The sequence below is a fragment of the Ureibacillus sp. GCM10028918 genome, from assembly GCF_042666115.1.
Lineage (GTDB): Bacteria > Bacillota > Bacilli > Bacillales_A > Planococcaceae > Ureibacillus.
The window spans coordinates 20,950-39,366 of sequence record NZ_JBHTFK010000039.1; the positions used below are offsets into that span (position 1 = coordinate 20,950).

The window sequence follows — 18,417 nt, forward strand, 5'->3', positions numbered from 1 at the left end:
TCTTGTTTTGATATCCAAGTTAATGCCTAAGTAATAGCAGAGTCGGTTGTAGCCTTAACTGCTTATGACTTGACATAGCAATCTAGGCTAATACGCTGCAAAAAGATTAACAAATAATTTTGGTTATAAAGAGAGAGTCTCTCTTTTAACAATAAATACTAAATTTTCTAAGGGGGAAAACAAATGAATAAATGGCTTTTACTAACAGTCATTAGCTTACTCTCACTATTATTGGCAGCATGTGGGGGTGCTGCAAGTGGGGAAAAATCAAGCGAAGATTACACTGCGGAAAATCCTTTAATCATCAAATTTTCGCACGTTACAGCGATAGATAGTGTAAAGGGTCAAGCAGCGGATCACTTCGCTCAATTAGTTGATGAAAAAACAGAAGGAAAAGTTAAAGTGGAAGTTTATCCTTCTTCTCAATTATACGGAGACAATGACGAACTAGATGCATTGGCATCTGGAAATGTGCACATGATTGCTCCATCTGCAACAAAAATGGTGAAAATTGACCGACGTTGGCAATTTACTGACATGCCTTATTTATTTGAAGACGAAGAGCATGTTCAAGAATTCTTTGAATCAGAAGCTGCACACGATTTATTGAACTCTGATCAATTATCTGCCAACGATATTAAAGGTCTGACATTTTGGCCGAATGGCTTCAAACATATGTCGAACAACAAACGTCCTTTAGTAACTGTCGAAGACTTTAAAGGATTAAAATTCCGCGCCCAGGCAGGACAAGTGTTAGAAGCACAATTCGAATCTTTAGGTGCTGGTTCAGCAACAATTGCATTTGGTGAAACTTATGCAGCACTTCAACAAGGTACTGTAGATGGTGCTGAAAACCCATATAACAACTTTGATACGATGAAGTTTTACGAAGTTCAACCATATTTATCTTCTACCCAACATGGTCGTGTTGATTATGTAATCTTTGTAAATAAAACTTTCTGGGAATCGATTCCTGAAGATTTGCTAGCACCAGTTGAAGAAGCGCTTGCTGAATCTACAACTTATGCAACGGAATTAGCGGAAGAAGAAAATGAAAAATCATTAGAAAACATAAAAACTTCAGGAGTTGTGGAATTTTATGAAATGACACAAGAAGAACGAGATGCTTTAAAAGAAGCATTACAACCTGTATATGATGAATTTACTGAAGCAATTACACCAGAATTAATTGAAAGTATACAGTCATTAAAGTAGATCTTTAAACGAGTGCCGAAGAGTCGGCACTCCCATTTACCTGATTATAAAGGAGTGAAGTGATTGAATATTCTAATGAAAATTTGGACGTTCCTTGAAGAGGTTTTGGCAGTTATTTTCTTTTCTTTAGGTATTGTATTAATTTTTTACGGAGTGGTTATGCGTTATGTATTAAATGACCCCCAAGCATGGGTTGAAGAAGTTGCCCGCTATGCAATTATTTGGGGCACTTTCTTAGGTTTTGGATTAGCATTAAAGCACAATCAACATATTCAAGTAGATATCCTATATGACAATTTGAGTAAACCACTTCAATTTATGATGAATATTCTAGCGACTTCATTAAGCATCGTCTTCTGCTTAATCTATACATTTTATGGATTCATACTCGTGGAAAATCGTTATTCTTCGGGAATGATCTCACTCGACGTTGGAATCCCTATGTGGATTGTTTACTTAATATTACCAATTTCAGGCATACTTTTCTCACTCCGTTTCGTTGAGAGATTAGTAAACATTCTACGTAGAAAGGGTGAAGAATATGCTAACCCTCTTAATTAGTTTCTTCGTATTATTGTTTTTACGTGTACCAGTCGCGGTAAGTTTAGCGTTATCAACTATTTTTGTATTATTTTTGTCAGATTTTAATATGAATATGATGCCTCAACGAATTTTTACGGCTCTTGATTCCTTCCCTATGATGGCAATTCCCGGGTTCGTATTGGCAGGTGTCATTATGGCTCGAGGTGGTATTTCTAAATATCTAATTGAAGCATTACGCTCATGGGTTGGACATTTACCTGGGGGTTTATCGGTAGTAACAATCCTTGCTTGTGCCATTTTTGCTGCGATTTCCGGATCTTCTCCAGCCACTGCTGCAGCCATTGGGTCAATTATGATACCCGCGATGCTTTCAGCAGGATATGATAAAAAGTATTCTCTAGGTCTTGTTGCTGCTGGGGGTACTTTAGGGATTCTGATTCCGCCTAGTGTTCCGTTGATTATTTACGGTATTACTGCTGAAGAATCAATCGGCCAATTATTTATGGCGGGAGTTATCCCAGGTCTAGGTTTAACTGCACTTTTAATTATTTCAGCAATCTATTATGCGAAAAGAAATGGCTTTAAAGGGGATGAACCCCATACCTGGAGTGAGCGGGGTCGTAAATCATTGAAAGCAATATGGGGAGCTTTTTTACCGATATTAATACTTGGTTCTATTTATTCCGGGGCCGTTACGCCTACCGAATCGGCTGTAGTAGCAATCTTCTACGGACTGGTCGTTTCTGCATTTGTATATCGCGAATTAAAATGGCGAGATTTACGTCCGATTGTTGTTGAGTCTATTAACGTTACGGCGATGATTTTCTTAATTATTGGTGCAGCATCATTATTCGGACTTTATTTAACAAATGAACAAATTCCTCAACAAGTGGGACAATGGATATCTGAAAGCGGGATGAACGAATGGACATTCTTGATTATTGTTAATATCCTATTCTTCATTTTAGGTATGTTTTTGGAAGCAGTGTCTATCATTTTGATTGTTTTACCGATCTTGTTACCAATCCTAGCTCACTTTGATATTAACTTATATCATTTTGCAATTATTATGGTAATCAACTTAGAGTTAGGAATGATTACACCGCCTGTTGGTTTAAACTTATTCGTCGTAAGTGGGATTGCTAAAGAAAAGCTTGGTGTCGTTGTTAGAGGGGTAATTCCATTTATTATACTGATGATTGTGTTTCTAGCTTTAGTTATTATTTTCCCTCAACTATCTCTATGGTTACCTTCCATTACCGGGAAATAAAGTAGGTGTTTCTCCTGTTTACAAAGAAGTCTTCAATACAAAATCGGCAGTTTTGGAAAATTGTACTGAGCCTCGGATTGTCGTCAATGTTTATATTTGCAACATTGTATTCGTTTCAGCCTCTCCTCCCATTACTTACGGAGGAGTTTTCCATTTCTGTTACATACGCAAGTATGACTATGTCGCTTACCTCGTTATCTCTAATAGCGGGCTTAATCGTTTTGGGATTTCTTTCTGATCGAAAAGGACGAGTTTTATTTATAAAGCTGTCCATTTTACTTTCTTTATTATCTATTCTTCTTATTCCTTTTGTTGATTCTTATTTTACGATTCTTCTGTTAAGGATTATTCAAGGGTTTACACTTGCAGGGGTTCCAGCGGCAGCATTAGCTTATATTGCAGAAGAAATTGAAACGGAATCAAGACAACTTGCTACCGCGTTATATATCTCTACGAATGCACTAGGTGGAATGATTGGCCGAATTGTCACTGGTTACCTTTCTGAGCAATATAACTGGCAAGGAGCATTAATTATTTTTGCTATTTTTGGGGCATTTGTTTTCATATTTGTTTTATTTACTCTACCTAAATCAAATAACTTCCAGCCGAGTGTGATGAGTTTTAAGGAAGATTTAAAAGGATTTAGTTATCACTTAATTAACCCTTCCCTTCTTTTAATGTTTGGTCTTGGTGTGATATTACAAATTACATTTACGGGGATGTGGACTTATTTGCCCCTTCACTTATCTTCCCCTCCCTTTTCTTTATCTATGGAATCAATCTCGCTTACCTATTTTGCATATAGTTTTGGAATTATAGGAGCACCTTTAGCTAGTTGGCTTTCAAAACGTTACCAATTAGAAAAGATTCGTATAATAGCTATACTCATTTTAGTAACGGGCATTATTTGTACACTATTTGATGCATTATTCGTTGTTTTATTTGGGCTATGCATTACTTGTTTTGGATTTTTTACTGCCCACTCCTTAACAGCAGCATCAGTCGGTCAAACTGCTATCCATTTAAAAGGAAGTGCTTCCAGCCTTTACCTAGTATCTTATTATATTGGAATAGCATCGGGCAGCACCCTGATTTATCCCTTGTGGGAAGTTTGGAATTGGAACGGAATGAATGTTGTCACAATTACATTATTAATTCTTTATTTAGCATTTTTCTATTACGCCTTACTAAAGCTCAATAGAAAATCTAGAAAAGAATAAAACTAACTTTCCTCAACTTCTTTGACATTCCTATAAATAAAAAATCCAAATCCTGTTTCTGTTGCGCATTTTTAGAAGCAAAAAAGGTCGTCTAGTTAGACGACCCCTTTTTGCTATTTATCTTCCTTGTTATGTTGTTTACTTAAAACATATTCTTCCAATGCTTTTGTTTTAAGCGCTTCTTTTTTTGATACACGTTTCACTACCATGAACACCAACAAACACAAGATAAGAACTGCTAAAAACTCTAATGCTGCGGGAATATATGACGACTTATCCTCTGGAAAATATAGAAATCCTGCATAAAGGATACTCATTTTTCACTCTTCTTTCTAATCGTTAATCGATAATAGTAATCGACTCTATTTTAACATCTTCCAACGGTTTATCGCGCATATCTTTGTCAACGTTCGCAATTTTGTCAACAATGTCCATACCTTCAACAACATGTCCAAATACTGTGTGCTTAAAGTCTAACCAAGGCGTTCCACCATTTTGAGCATATGCCTCGATAACTTCTTTTGGATATTTAGCTTGCTCCAATTGAGCAATCATATTATTTGGTGTATGTTCCATTTGAACGATGAAAAATTGTGAACCGTTCGTATTTGGACCAGCGTTCGCCATTGAAAGAGCTCCACGCAGATTAAATAGACTTTCATTGAATTCATCTTCAAAAGAGTCGCCCCAGATTGATTGGCCGCCCATACCAGTACCAGTTGGGTCTCCACCTTGGATCATGAAATCAGTAATAACACGATGGAAGATGATTCCATTATAGTAACCTGATTTTGCATGTCCTAAAAAGTTTTCTACAGTTTTTGGCGCATGCTCAGGGAATAGCTTAATTTTAACTGCCCCTAGAGTTGTATTCATTTCAACCAATACTTCACCTGGGTTTAATTCTTTTGTCAATTGTGGAAACATTAACTGATCGCTCCTTTTAAAAAATGTTATTTTGGGTATATCTTTAGATAGAAGATTACCATTTGACACCTCGTTACAGTTTAACATAGAACTTTTAAATTTTCCGCTAATATACTTTATAGACTTTCTTCGGGTTTCGAAATAAGTTATACTTGGCAACAATAACAAATTGGAAACAGCCTGTTGCAAATACAGGCTAACTTGACGCTCCGAAGCGAATGTAGCTTTACTGCTTTAAACCGAGGGACAGACCGCAACCTCGAGGGGCTTTGGACTTAACTAAATGAAAAATTATTTATTCGAATTCTAAAACAACTGTTAGGAAGAATGTGATTGAAGTGAGTAACCGAAAGCACAATTTTATTATTATTTTAGTTTCAAATTTTATCGTCGCGAGTTCTATGACGATGATTATGCCCTTTTTATCCCTTTACATTGAAACCTTTGGTGATTTCTCTGAAAGCTACGTCCAAAAATGGGCTGGTTTAATATTTGCTGCCACATTTGTGACAGCATTTATCATGTCTCCAATATGGGGGCGCATTGCCGATAAGTACGGATATAAACCGATTATGATTATTAACTGTTTCGGCATTGCGCTCAGCATCTTTTTGATGGGTCATGTGGAGAATGTCACCCAATTATTCATCTTGCGTATTTTGATGGGGATTGTAACTGGTTTTATTCCTACCTCAATGGCATTTATCAGCAAACATACACCAAAAAATATTGCTGGTAAAACTCTTGGAACCTTACAAATCGGGAGTGTTGGAGGTTCCCTGTTCGGTCCTGTAATCGGGGGATCTTTAGCCGATGCTATTGGATTTAACTTTACTTTTATCTATACTTCTATTGCCATTACTATTGCGGCGATTATTATTATCTTCGGTATCCATGAACCTGAAATTATTCGAAAAGAAAAAAGTACGCTTTATTCTAGAAAGAATATCCTTTGGGCATTGTTTCATCATCCACTTATTTTAAGCACTATGTTGGTAGCATCCTTGATCCAAATCGGAAACTTTAGTATTCAGCCATTATTGTCCCTGTACGTCTCCCATTTAACAACCTCTGAACAGGTTGCCATGCTTGCTGGAATCACCTTTAGTGCAGCAGGAGTTGGGAATATCTTAATCGGCCGATTTTTCGGGAAACTCGCCGATAATATCGGCTACGAAAAGGTCCTAATGTCATTGCTGTTCATTAGTGTTTTCTTTATTGTTCCTCAAGCCTTTGTGACTTCCCTTTGGCAACTAATTGCCTTGAGATTTTTACTTGGCATCTTTTCAGGGGGCTTGATTCCCATTGTGACGGCCCTGATTCGCCGTGAAGCACCAGTAGAAATTCAAGGTGAAGTGATGGGCTATAACCAATCTTTCCGTTTTCTAGGGAATATCATTGGCCCTGTACTAGGTGGATTTATAAGTGGATTTGCAACAATTTCCGCGGTCTTTTACTCAACTGGGCTACTATTTCTTATTGCTGCAATTACTATTTTCATCATCCAAAGATTACCGAAAAAATATTTCGAGGATGTATTAAAAAGCCATATTTAAATCCTGTATAATGAAGTGGAGGTCCTACTAGCGATAGTAGCCTCCTTTTTTATTTGAAATTATGATATTCTTTTGGAGTGTTTGCATTAAGTAGGAGGAATCTAAATGAGACAAATAGTAGGTTTCTTACTAATCCTTTGTTGTTTCCCTTTACTATTTCTTTTTGGCAATAAAATTCTGGCCGAATTCACAGTAGCAAAAGGACATGAGGAAACCATTCAGCACAATATTCAAATACCGGATGAGAAAAGCCAGCTCCCTGTTACAATGGTCGATCGAAACGGAAACGTATTTAGTGAAGAATATGTGGAATGGCGACAACCTGTTGAATTAAAAGATGTTCCGGAAATTATTAAACAAATCTACCTTTTAAGTGAAGATAAAGAGTTTTATACTCATATCGGGTTTAATGTAAGTGCACTTACCCGTGCAGTTGTTGCAAACTCTCAAGGTTCCATTGAACAAGGGGGCAGCACGATTACCCAGCAGCTTGTAAGGATGCGCTATTTATCTGTGGAACAAACCTATGAACGTAAATTAACCGAACTATTTTACGCGTACGAGCTTGAGCAAATGTACGATAAAGAAGAAATTTTTGAAATGTATTTAAATGAAATCTTTTTTAGCAATCAAGTTTATGGAATAAGCGCAGCCGCAACCTTTTATTTTCAAAAGCCTTTAGCAGAATTAAGCATCCCACAGATGGCATTTATTGCGGCCATTCCAAATAATCCATCTTTATACGATCCTATAAAAAACTTTGCGAAAACAAAAGCGAGGCAGGAACGTCTATTAGATATTTTAGCTGATAATAGTATTATAACCTTGGAAGAGGCCTCCATTTATAAACAAGAAGAGATCAGCTTGAATTTGAAGGTAAAAAAACAACAGCAGCCCGCCTACAGTACGTTTGTGCTGGCTGAATTAGAGGAACTTGTTGCAACTGTTGAAGGCTATAAGGAACAGCTCAACACAGCACAAAAAGAAGAGGAAAAAAATAGGATTCAAGAGAAAATTGATTCTCAAATTCAACAATTGCTTCTCTCAGGCATCACTATACATACTGCACTAGACCCTGAAAAACAACAGCAGGATGAACAAATAATTGATGCTATTCTGGGTAATGGCAAATTACAGAGCAGCTCCGTCGTCATCGATAATCAAGCAAGAGAAATAGTGAGTGTTTATGGAGGCAAAGGCTATAAAAAATTCGACTTTCATCGAGCGTATCAAGCCATTCGCCAACCTGGCTCTTCTTTTAAACCTTTGATTGTTTATGGACCGCTTTTTGAAACAACCAACTATTCACCCAGTTCCCTTGTAAGTGGCGGTGAATTCTGTGTGGATCATTTCTGTCCACAAAATTATGGTGGCGGTATTTACGGCAATGTCTCAATTGCTACTGCATTCAAACATAGCTATAACACTTCTGCACTGCGCTTATTAAATGACATTGGTCTTGATGCCGCCTTTTCGTATATCGAAAAATTCAACTTTCAATCGCTGGTACCTTCAGACAAAACCTACGCAGCAGGATTAGGCGGACTCTCATATGGCGTTACAACTCTTGAAATGGCCGATGCTTATACAAGTTTTATAGATGGTACTTATGCTAAAGCAAGAAGTATTCGGAGTGTTACTGATGCAAGCGGCAATGTTCTATATAGTTGGCCGACTAAAAGAGAAACAATCTGGTCTTTGCAAACCGTAAAATATATAAGGTCCTTGCTGCATGATGTAGTTACAAGCGGGACTGGAAAAGGGATCTCTTCCACTTCATCGTATATTGGTGCAAAAACAGGAACAACCAATGATTATAAAGACTTTTGGGTAGCAGGAATGACGGATGAATATACGAGCGCTGTTTGGATTGGCTATGATCAACCTTCCTCCATGCAATCCCTTCAGGATGATAAAATTCATTTTAAAATATTTAATACAATCATGAATTAAAAAAGGCGTGACTTGTACTAGTCACGCCTCTCATTTTTAATTTGCAAATGGTAAACTTGCTAATATACCGTTATAAAGCTTTAATACAACATAACAAATGAATGTAATGAAAATGGTCCAGAAGAGAATTTCAAAGAAAATCAGTCCTACCGTTCCAGGTAATGAGAGGTACTGACTCATCTTATATATGTTATAAATAAAATAACTAAAAATGGTTAGCGCAAATACACAAAGTAAAATGGAAATTGATTGTATACCAAACACTGAAAGTAATGCTCCGAAGAAGAAAATGAGATAACCACCTCTGGCAACACTAATCATCTCTCCATTATTGTTCTTTGAAAATAATAGCATTCCTACTTCATGAATCGTTTCTCCTATCAATTTCAAGGCTGAAAATAGCATAAAAAAACACAGTGCAAATACACTTAATAACAGCAGGCGCAATTCAATATCCGTCAAAAATTCACGTATTCCTGTATAAACGCCAATTGAAGTTAGTAAATCTAATGATTCAGTAACTAAGTAAATTCCGAAGGACAAACTAAATAAGATAACAGAAAATAACGGCAAATAACCATACAAATATGGATTTTTCATGACAAATTCCTCAAAACATATTTTTTCTACCTATTTATAATATCGGCTAAATATTTAATAGTTCAAGTTCATCTCACTTTCATTCAAGTGAAAACACGTATAATAAATGATATAATATTGATTATTCGAGAAATTCAATAAATAATATTTTTAAAGGAGGGATCATTCTTGTTTCAAGTACTTTGTATTTTCATTCCATTAATAGCGGCGCTCTTCATGCCTTTCTTCTTTAAGAAAATCACTTCGATACATACTGGTTGGTTCGTTTTACTAGTACCACTCTTTCTTGTTAGTTACTATTCAATTTTTTTATCGACTATCTCTAAGGGAAATTCAGTTGTTGCGCAGTTAGATTGGATTCCTTCACTTGGAATATCATTCGTATCCTATCTTGATGGGCTAAGTTTGTTATTCTCTCTACTAATCTCAGGAATAGGAGCGCTTGTCGTTCTGTATTCGATTTTCTATTTGGATCGCACAAAAGAACAGCTGCATAACTTTTATATTTATTTATTAATGTTTATGTGTGCGATGCTTGGTGTCGTTCAATCAGATAATATGATGACGCTGTATCTATTTTGGGAATTAACTTCTATATCGTCCTTTTTATTGATTGGGTATTGGTACAACCGTGACAAGTCTCGTTTTGGTGCACTGAAGTCAATGATGATTACAGTAGCAGGCGGAATGATGATGCTAGGAGGATTTGTATTACTATCCATTATGGGTGACACATTCTCTATTAGAGAACTAGTAGCTCAAGCACCTGAACTTGCAACAAACGATTTATTTGTAGTGGCACTTGTTTTGATTTTACTGGGGGCGTTTACAAAATCTGCTCAATTCCCATTTTACATCTGGTTACCAGATGCAATGGAGGCACCTACACCTGTGAGTGCATATCTTCACTCTGCCACAATGGTTAAAGCTGGGCTCTATCTAGTAGCACGTTTCACACCAATCTTTGCCGTGTCGGAGATTTGGATTTGGTTAGTAACTGGTATTGGTTTATTAACATTATTATGGGGTTCTTTCTTTGCACTAAAACAATGGGATTTAAAAGGAATTCTTGCCTTTTCAACTGTCAGTCAACTTGGCCTCATAATGTCTTTACTTGGTGTTGGAGCCATTGCTTTCCACGTAGATGGCGCCCAGGAGACTATTTTTAAATATGCGGCATTTGCTGCGATTTTCCATCTCATAAACCACGCTACATTTAAAGGGAGCTTGTTCATGATAGCAGGGATTGTCGATCATGAAACGGGGACTCGTGATATTCGGAAACTTGGCGGCCTGATGAGCATAATGCCAATAAGCTTTTCAGTGGCTTTAATCGGAAGTTTCTCCATGGCTGGATTGCCTCCCTTTAACGGCTTCTTAAGTAAGGAAATGTTCTTAACAGCAATGCTGTCTATTACAGAATTCGATTTATTCAATTTCTCAACATGGGGAATTTTATTCCCTGTCATCGCTTGGATTGCTAGCGTATTCACATTTATTTATAGTTTTTACTTTGTATTTAGAACATTTACTGGAAAAGGAAAAGTGGAAGAATTACCACATAAACCACATGAAGCACCAGTGGGTATGCTAATCTCTCCAATAATTTTGGCAGTATTCGTTATTACTATATTCTTTATACCTAATGTAATCGCTGATACCTTCATCAAACCTGCTGTTATGGCCATTCAACCGTTCCTTTACAGCAGTCCAGATCAGATTGATATCCACGTTTCGGCATGGCATGGCCATATTACACCTGAATTATGGATGACTCTAGGTATTATAGTACTTGGACTTGTTTTATTCTTAACGTTATCAAAATGGCAAAAGCTGTACGGCTTCTTCCCTTCAAAATTAACGTTAAATAATTTATATGATTTTATCATCTATGAATTATCTGATCGATGGGTTGGAAGATTTTCAGGGCTGTATATGACTGGTTCTATTCGTCGCTATCTAAGTTACATGCTTGGGGCAATTTCAATCATTGTTATCACAACATTATTTATGCAAGATGCGTTTAAGGTAACTCTCGAAGGTGCAACACCAATTCGTGCATACCAGATAATTTTAATAATTGTGTTAGTGATTGGAACGATTACAACTGTTTTTGCAAAATCGAGGATTACTTCCATTGTGGCATTAGGATTAGTGGGATACACAGTATCCTTGTTCTTTGTCATGTTTAACGCACCTGATTTAGCTCTTACGCAGTTGGTCATAGAAACCATTTCTGTTGCATTATTCTTACTTGCGTTTTATCACTTGCCTAAATATAAAAAAGAAGAAGAACGCACTCGTTTTAGATTTGGAAGAGCTTTTGTTTCTATAGCAGTTGGTGCCATGGTGACACTTGTTGCTCTTTCAGCCCATTCACAAAAATTAGTAGACTCCATTTCTGAGTACTACAAGGAAACAGTGTATTCATTAGCTGGTGGAGGAAATATTGTAAACGTTATTTTAGTAGATTACCGCGGATTTGATACATTGTTCGAAATCGCCGTATTATCCATTGCCGGGATTGCCATTTTCGGGATGATTAAGCTACGCTTGAGCAGAAAAGGAGAAAAGCTATGAAAACAAATGATGTCATTATCCAGTTTACTGCGAAAATCGTCTTTTTCATGATTTTCTTCTACGCTGTTCATATTTTCTTCGCAGGTCACTACACACCCGGTGGAGGATTTGTAGGAGGCTTAGTAACAGCGAGTGCAATTGTACTGCTTATCATTGCATTCGATTTAAAAACGGTTCAAACGATTCTTCCGATTAATTATATTTATATGGTAGCAATCGGCTTAATCCTAGCTTTAGGGACAGCTGCAATCTCTATGTTTACTGGCAAACCGTTTTTCACACATTTCTTTGATTATTTCAATTTACCTATCTTGGGCAAAACATCTCTTCATACTGCAGCATTATTTGACTTAGGTGTTTATTTGGTTGTTGTCGGTGTAACGATGACCATTATTCAAACAATTGGGGAGGATGAATAATGGAAATAGTAATGGCATTTGTTTGTGGCTTTCTATTTATGGCTGCAATTTACTTAATTTTATCTCGTAGTCTTCTCCGAATAATTATTGGCACAGGTTTACTGAGTCACGGAGCACATTTGCTGATTTTAACGATGGGAAGCTTTAAGGGCAGCGCCCCTCCTGTTTTAAGTGATGGTGTGACTGATTATGTCGATCCACTACCACAAGCTTTAATCTTGACAGCAATTGTAATTAGTTTTGGTGTAACAGCCTTTTTCCTAGTACTTGCTTACCGTGCATACCAAGAACTAAAAACTGATGACATGACGTTAATGAAAGGAAGTGAGGATCATGAATAACTTTCTTTTATTACCGATTATCATCCCATTTTTCTTCGCGATGATTCTAATGTTTGGACAGAGGAAAATTGCTTACCAGCGCATTACTACCCTTCTTGGGCTTGTGCTTTCGATCATCTGTGCTGCGGGGCTTGTCTTGAATGTATATGAAGATGGTCCGCAAATCGTTACTTTCGGTAATTGGCCAGTACCATTCGGCATTACAATGGTTTCTGATATGGTATCTGCACTTCTCGTGTTAACCACTTTAATACTTGCCTTGTTTATCGTCTGGTATGGTTTTGGATCGATCGGGAAAGAACGCGAACAATTCTTCTATTATTCCGGGATTATGTTTATTCTTACTGGAGTCAATGGAGCCTTTACAACGGGTGATATTTTTAACCTATTTGTATTCTTCGAAGTATTATTAATGTCTTCTTATCTATTGATTGTACTTGGTGGGGAAAAAGCACAATTACGTGAATCAATTAAGTATATCTTAGTGAATGTTATTTCTTCTGCTCTTTTTGTTATAACAGTAGCTTATCTTTATTCTGTTGTCGGGACTTTAAATATGGCCGATATTTCACTGAAGATTGCAGAACTCAATCAACCAGGTATCCTTACAGTGATTGCAGTTTTATTCCTATTGGTGTTTGGAATGAAAGCAGCGATTTTCCCAATCTATTTCTGGTTGCCTAGTGCTTATTCAGCACCACCCATTCCTGTACTTGCCCTATTTGGTGCTCTACTAACTAAAGTCGGTGTTTATGCTATTACACGTACATACACGTTATTCTTTACACATGACTTATCCTTTACACATGAGTTGCTGCTCATCCTAGCAATTCTTACAATTGTGGCTGGATGCATTGGAGCACTTGCTCATTTTGATGTGAAACAGATTATTATTTATAATATCGTAATAGCTGTCGGTGTTATCTTATTTGGGGTTGCACAAATGAATGAAGCAGGTTTAGAAGGATCTATGTTCTATCTAATCCATGACATGATCATTAAAGCAGCGTTATTTATGTTAATCGGGGTTGTGATCTATGTAACGGGGACTACTAATTTGCGAAAAATGGGCGGTCTCATGAAAACCTATCCCGCTCTTGGCTGGTTCTACTTGATTGCTGCTCTTGGACTGGTTGGGGTTCCACCATTAAGCGGATTTATAGGGAAACTATTGATTGTACAAGGCGGTTTTGAAGCTGGCAATACATGGTCAACTATCTTGGTACTTGCGTCGAGTATCGTTGTTCTATTGTCCGCGATGCGAATTTTTATTTATGCATTCTGGGGAGAGGAAGGACAACTTTCAACCAATGTAGAGAAAGCCAAATACAATCGTCTCTTCATTCCAACGGTACTATTAGTTGTACTATCCATTTTCTACGGTATAGGTACAGAATGGCTGACACCATTTATGGGGGATGCTGCCAAAATCTTATTTGACCCTTCTATCTATACGGATGCGGTTATGAAAGGAGGAAACTAAATGTCCTTTCAAATCTTATTAAATCTATTTTTAGCCTTTTTGTGGATGTTTTTGTCCTCTAATTATTCCGTATCCCGTTTTATAATCGGTTATCTATTAGGCCTTATAGTTATAATCGCTTTACGGAAATTCTTTAAGTCCAGGCTCTATATTGATCGTGTTTGGGCAGTGATTAAACTAACAATCCTCTTTATTAAAGAGCTGATTTTGGCGAATGTGTCTGTGTTAACCCTAGTAATTAAACCTAAACTTGAATTGCAGCCAGCCTTTTTTAAATACGATACACAATTAACGGAGGAATGGGAAATTACACTTCTATCAAGTTTAATTACTCTGACTCCAGGTACAGTTGTTGTTCATGTCTCAGACGATTCAAAATCACTATTTATCCATGTTATTGATAGCAATGATATCGATGATACAATTGATTCTATTAAAAATTCATTCGAAAAAGCGATTTTGGAGGTGAGCCGCTCATGACTTATTTTCTCTGGGCAGCAATCATTATTGTAGCCTTATCCATCGTTGCCCTTGTCTTTCGTCTTGTTAAGGGCCCCCATCCTTCTGATCGAGTTGTCGCATTAGATACGATAGGCGTTGCTCTTATTTGCTTGGTAGGTTTATTTTCAATGCTTATAGATACTAGTTTCTTTTTAGAGATTATTTTATTATTGGCGATCCTATCTTTCATTGGTACAATTGCCTTCTCTAAATTTATAGAGAAAGGAGATATTATTACCCGTGACAATTCTCGCTAACGTTTTAGTTATTTTCTTTATTGCAGCAGGGTTGTTATTCCTTGTTGTGGCGGCAATTGGCGTACTCCGCCTACCTGATCTTTATACACGGGCACATGCCGCGTCAAAAAGCTCTACATTAGGTGTGATGTGTATATTGCTCGGTGTGTTTTTTCACTTCTGGCTGAATGAGGATCATATTAACCCAACAATTCTATTAGGTGTCTTATTCCTATTCATAACTGGTCCGGTTGGTGCACATATCATGAGTCGTTCTTCGTATATAGCAGGTGTTAAACCTTGGTCTGGCACAGGACGAGACGATTTAAAAGTGGAAATTGAACGCATGAAAAAAGAACAAAATCTCAAGTAAATTAAATTCAGTAGAATGTAAAAAAGAAGTGCGAATTATTAAATTCGCACTTCTTTTCAGTTTACCAATATCTTCTGTGATGACGTCTATGTGGGTATCTTGGGTATGAATAGTATGGATAAGGCTGATACGGATAAGGATACGGATAAGGTCTACCGTAACCTCTATTATCGGGATAGATTACGTTTCCAAGTAGACCGCCTAAAAATCCGCCGATAAATGGAGGTCCAAAATTAGAAAATCCACCGCCATATCCACCATAACCACCATAATAATTTACCAATAAAATCTACCTCCTTTTCATTAATAACGTATGTTAGAAATGAAAAGACAGTTATGCTATATGCCCACTAGACTTAAAGTTCTTAAAACCAATATATTTACTTGCTTTCTTCGCCTAATCTTTCTACAAACGTTGCGAGAGTTCTAACCATGACACCTGTCGCACCTTTTGGCCCCAAATCATGAGCGCTGGATGCATTGGAAGTTCCCGCAATATCCAAATGAATCCATGGTGTTCCCTCAACAAACTCTCCGACAAAGCCTCCACCAAAAATCATATGTCCATCACTGCCAGGTGAATTATTTAAATCAGCGACATCTGATTTGCGAATTCTTTTTTTATCCTTTTCAGTTAATGGCATTCCCCAAACAAATTCACCTGTTTCAATGCTAGATTCAATAAATGCATCGAAGAACTCTTGATTATTTGTTAAGGAACCTGTTTTGTCAAAGCCAAGTGCTGTAATCACACCACCAGTCAAAGTAGCTACATCAATTAGGTAATTCGCTCCTTGTTGCTTTGCATAAGTTACAGCATCAGCAAGTACAAGGCGCCCTTCTGCATCTGTATTTAATACTTCAACCGTTTTTCCGTTGTACATTGTAATGACATCATCCGGTTTAAAAGCCTCACCTGAGATCATGTTATCAGTCGATCCGATTACAGCCACAACATTTTTATTTGGCCGCACTTCACCGATGATTTTCATCGCTCCCAGGACAGCTGCTGCCCCACCCATATCGCCTTTCATACCAACCATGCCCGTTTTCGTTTTAATCGAATAACCACCTGTATCGTAAGTTACCCCTTTACCAACTAGGCCTATTACATCTTCCCATTTTTCAGTAGCTTGATATTTAATCGTAATTAATCGAGGTTCCTCAACAGAACCCTTATTAACACTTAAAATGCCGCCCATTCCTAGCTCTTCCAACTCAGTTTTTGTTAAAATTTCAATTTCGAAATCATATTGCTTTGCTAATTTTTCCGCATAGTTGCCAAGTTCTGTTGCAGTTAATAAGTTTGGAGGTAAATTTACTAGGTTACGAGCTTCATTTACCGAATCGGCATAGATTTTTCCTACTTCATAGCCTGCTGCAATCTCATCGATATCTGCATTTGTTACAAAATGAACTGCATCCATATACACATCAATTTCATTTGACGTTGTTTTATAGTTTGGTGTTTGATAGAATCCAAGTCCGGCACCTTCTGCAAATAAAAAGGCAATTGTCTGTTCATCAATCGGGCTTGCCGTAAATGATTCTAACCAAATAGAAAATTCATTTACTTTTAAAGCTCGCAATTGCTTCCCAACTACACCGAATGTCTCTCTTAATTCATTTTCAGTTAAAGTTTTTGCATCCCCTAAACCTACGAACAATACACGCTTCAACTGTTTGTTTTGCCCAGTAAAGGGAAGTTTCGTTAATTTTTTTCGATCCGTATCTATATCACAAGAACGAATCCAATCTTCAATACTTTCCCCGAAGAACGCAACGAAATCATTCCATCCATTTATATGGTCACAATTTTTTTGAACACCTACAATTAATAGTTCAGTATTCACTTGATCAAAAGTTTTTGGTTCTTTTATTATTTTCATTTCAAAATCCCTCCATCAAATCGATTACATAGCTTATGTACTTGCATCTCAAGTTAGATCATCATTTTTGTCATTTAGTTTAGTGACAAACTTTTCGAATGAGTATACATATATTATAGTAAAGATATACCTATTTATCGAATATTTCAAATTACCAATCGATTATAAATTGAATTCACGTAGTTCGGATATGCTATACTTTAGACAAAGCTTATGAAAGGTAGGGATTGTTTGTTTTGGCACTCCTTCAGAATACACCAATACTTTTATCCATTTTTTCAATTCTTTTTGCACAATTTGTAAAAGTGCCTATTCATTTAATTGCTACAAAGAAATTAGATTGGTCTTTAATGACTTCAACGGGTGGTATGCCAAGTTCTCATTCAGCCGCAGTGACCAGTCTGGCTACAGCAGTAGGATTTGAAACAGGCCTCGATTCTCCTACCTTCGCAGTTGCAGCAATGTTTGCAAGTATAGTGATGTATGATGCCACTGGTGTTCGGTATCAAGCTGGGCAACACGCCTTGTTCATCAATCGTATGCGCAGTGAATTGACTGTCTTTTTCCGTGAAGTCAAGCATTGGCCGGAAAAGAACGAAGATGAAAAAATCAAAGAGTTAAAAACATTATTAGGACATAAGCCAAGTGAAGTATTCATGGGGGCTTTAACGGGAATTATTATATCTGTTTTATTTTATAACCTGTTTGTATAAGGATTTAATATAGAGTCGTCAAGGGCTCTATCGACACAAAAAAACTGACCCGCTACAGGAGTCAGTTTTTTTAGCAGATTGAAAGTATACGGCAAGAAGGATATGCGCCAATAGAAAAGACTGCTTACCTCGACCAATATTGGTCAAGATGTGTCTCTCTAATTAGAACATACGGTATCCTGCTTTTCGAAGATAGATCATCACAATACCAGCAACAATTGCCCCTGCAAATCCACCTATAAGAATCGAGATATCTACAACCTGCAATGATTGCAGCTTATCTATAAGTGCCGGAAAAGCAGTATTTGCTTTGAAAATATAGTCTAGGAAACTCACTTCATCAATAATAAAGATAACCACGATTGGGTAAACTATTGCCATTAACCAAGTCATACGCAGCAACATGTTTAATAAGAAACCGATTCCAAAAAACATGACGAAGAAAAGTACGACTGAGATGATTAATTGCACTACCGAAACTGAACCACTCATCTTATGTATAACCTCCGTTTTCCTCTCACTAGTTTACATGATAAAAGGACTCCTTTCAAATATAAATGCAGTCGATAAAGTGCATGATAATACATTTCGCATGAAT

Annotated in this window: 20 protein-coding genes; 14 read left to right on the forward strand and 6 right to left on the reverse strand. The window is 37.0% G+C overall.

Annotation, left to right across the window (positions count from 1 at the left end; all coding sequences use genetic code 11):
• Positions 1-183 precede the first annotated feature (183 nt).
• The 4 genes from ACFQU5_RS18235 to ACFQU5_RS18250 all read left to right on the forward strand — a co-directional run bounded on the left by ACFQU5_RS18235 (position 184) and on the right by ACFQU5_RS18250 (position 4,248).
• Entirely contained in the window at positions 184-1,215 is a 1,032-nt protein-coding gene (locus ACFQU5_RS18235; RefSeq protein ID WP_390291143.1) for a DctP family TRAP transporter solute-binding subunit, read from the forward strand.
• A gap of 63 nt (positions 1,216-1,278) precedes the next feature.
• A complete protein-coding gene (locus tag ACFQU5_RS18240) occupies positions 1,279-1,776 on the forward strand; it encodes a TRAP transporter small permease (protein ID WP_390291146.1) in 498 nt (165 codons plus the stop codon).
• Positions 1,757-3,028, forward strand: coding sequence for a TRAP transporter large permease (locus tag ACFQU5_RS18245; RefSeq protein WP_390291149.1), 1,272 nt, complete (start codon positions 1,757-1,759; stop codon positions 3,026-3,028). The genes ACFQU5_RS18240 and ACFQU5_RS18245 overlap by 20 nt, the downstream gene beginning before the upstream one ends.
• An 86-nt stretch (positions 3,029-3,114) precedes the next feature.
• On the forward strand, positions 3,115-4,248 hold the full coding sequence (locus ACFQU5_RS18250) for an MFS transporter (RefSeq protein WP_390291152.1): 1,134 nt from the start codon (positions 3,115-3,117) through the stop codon (positions 4,246-4,248).
• 113 nt (positions 4,249-4,361) lie between these two features.
• On the opposite strand, the gene ACFQU5_RS18255 is transcribed toward ACFQU5_RS18250, so the two are convergent.
• Complete coding sequence (locus ACFQU5_RS18255; protein WP_390291155.1) at positions 4,362-4,565, reverse strand: hypothetical protein; 204 nt, start codon at positions 4,563-4,565, stop codon at positions 4,362-4,364.
• Between the two features lie 22 nt (positions 4,566-4,587).
• Positions 4,588-5,175, reverse strand: coding sequence for a peptidylprolyl isomerase (locus ACFQU5_RS18260; protein ID WP_390291157.1), 588 nt, complete (start codon positions 5,173-5,175; stop codon positions 4,588-4,590).
• Between the two features lie 338 nt (positions 5,176-5,513).
• Between ACFQU5_RS18260 and ACFQU5_RS18265 the strand changes: the two genes are divergently transcribed.
• Complete coding sequence (locus tag ACFQU5_RS18265) at positions 5,514-6,731, forward strand: MFS transporter (RefSeq protein WP_390291160.1); 1,218 nt, start codon at positions 5,514-5,516, stop codon at positions 6,729-6,731.
• Between the two features lie 105 nt (positions 6,732-6,836).
• Positions 6,837-8,684 (forward strand): transglycosylase domain-containing protein, encoded by a 1,848-nt coding sequence (locus ACFQU5_RS18270; protein ID WP_390291163.1) that lies wholly within the window; start codon positions 6,837-6,839, stop codon positions 8,682-8,684.
• A gap of 36 nt (positions 8,685-8,720) precedes the next feature.
• On the opposite strand, the gene ACFQU5_RS18275 is transcribed toward ACFQU5_RS18270, so the two are convergent.
• The gene (locus ACFQU5_RS18275; RefSeq protein WP_390291166.1) at positions 8,721-9,284 is read right to left on the reverse strand and encodes a DUF5366 family protein; all 564 of its coding nucleotides are present in this window, start codon (positions 9,282-9,284) and stop codon (positions 8,721-8,723) included.
• 216 nt (positions 9,285-9,500) lie between these two features.
• On the opposite strand from ACFQU5_RS18275, the gene ACFQU5_RS18280 reads away from it, so the two are divergent.
• From ACFQU5_RS18280 to mnhG, 7 genes are read left to right on the forward strand one after another with little or no spacing between them, the layout of a single operon-like run.
• The gene (locus ACFQU5_RS18280) at positions 9,501-11,864 is read left to right on the forward strand and encodes a Na+/H+ antiporter subunit A (RefSeq protein ID WP_390291371.1); all 2,364 of its coding nucleotides are present in this window, start codon (positions 9,501-9,503) and stop codon (positions 11,862-11,864) included.
• Complete coding sequence (locus tag ACFQU5_RS18285) at positions 11,861-12,283, forward strand: Na(+)/H(+) antiporter subunit B (RefSeq protein WP_390291169.1); 423 nt, start codon at positions 11,861-11,863, stop codon at positions 12,281-12,283. Before ACFQU5_RS18280 ends, ACFQU5_RS18285 begins: the two co-directional genes overlap by 4 nt.
• The gene (locus tag ACFQU5_RS18290) at positions 12,283-12,624 is read left to right on the forward strand and encodes a Na(+)/H(+) antiporter subunit C (RefSeq protein WP_390291172.1); all 342 of its coding nucleotides are present in this window, start codon (positions 12,283-12,285) and stop codon (positions 12,622-12,624) included. The genes ACFQU5_RS18285 and ACFQU5_RS18290 overlap by 1 nt, the downstream gene beginning before the upstream one ends.
• Positions 12,617-14,107 (forward strand): Na+/H+ antiporter subunit D, encoded by a 1,491-nt coding sequence (locus tag ACFQU5_RS18295; RefSeq protein WP_390291175.1) that lies wholly within the window; start codon positions 12,617-12,619, stop codon positions 14,105-14,107. Before ACFQU5_RS18290 ends, ACFQU5_RS18295 begins: the two co-directional genes overlap by 8 nt.
• Positions 14,108-14,587, forward strand: coding sequence for a Na+/H+ antiporter subunit E (locus ACFQU5_RS18300; protein ID WP_390291178.1), 480 nt, complete (start codon positions 14,108-14,110; stop codon positions 14,585-14,587).
• Complete coding sequence (locus ACFQU5_RS18305; RefSeq protein ID WP_390291181.1) at positions 14,584-14,865, forward strand: Na(+)/H(+) antiporter subunit F1; 282 nt, start codon at positions 14,584-14,586, stop codon at positions 14,863-14,865. Before ACFQU5_RS18300 ends, ACFQU5_RS18305 begins: the two co-directional genes overlap by 4 nt.
• Complete coding sequence (gene mnhG, locus ACFQU5_RS18310; RefSeq protein WP_390291184.1) at positions 14,849-15,217, forward strand: monovalent cation/H(+) antiporter subunit G; 369 nt, start codon at positions 14,849-14,851, stop codon at positions 15,215-15,217. Before ACFQU5_RS18305 ends, mnhG begins: the two co-directional genes overlap by 17 nt.
• 61 nt (positions 15,218-15,278) lie before the next feature.
• Here mnhG and ACFQU5_RS18315 read toward each other — a convergent pair whose 3' ends face one another.
• Positions 15,279-15,500, reverse strand: a complete 222-nt coding sequence (locus ACFQU5_RS18315) for a hypothetical protein (RefSeq protein WP_390291187.1) — start codon at positions 15,498-15,500, stop codon at positions 15,279-15,281.
• 97 nt (positions 15,501-15,597) lie between these two features.
• Positions 15,598-17,106: a leucyl aminopeptidase gene (locus ACFQU5_RS18320; RefSeq protein WP_390291190.1), complete on the reverse strand. Its 1,509-nt coding sequence runs from the start codon at positions 17,104-17,106 to the stop codon at positions 15,598-15,600.
• A gap of 236 nt (positions 17,107-17,342) precedes the next feature.
• On the opposite strand from ACFQU5_RS18320, the gene ACFQU5_RS18325 reads away from it, so the two are divergent.
• The gene (locus ACFQU5_RS18325) at positions 17,343-17,819 is read left to right on the forward strand and encodes a divergent PAP2 family protein (protein WP_390291193.1); all 477 of its coding nucleotides are present in this window, start codon (positions 17,343-17,345) and stop codon (positions 17,817-17,819) included.
• Between the two features lie 162 nt (positions 17,820-17,981).
• On the opposite strand, the gene ACFQU5_RS18330 is transcribed toward ACFQU5_RS18325, so the two are convergent.
• Complete coding sequence (locus tag ACFQU5_RS18330) at positions 17,982-18,311, reverse strand: YuiB family protein (RefSeq protein WP_390291196.1); 330 nt, start codon at positions 18,309-18,311, stop codon at positions 17,982-17,984.
• Between the last annotated feature and the right edge of the window lie 106 nt (positions 18,312-18,417).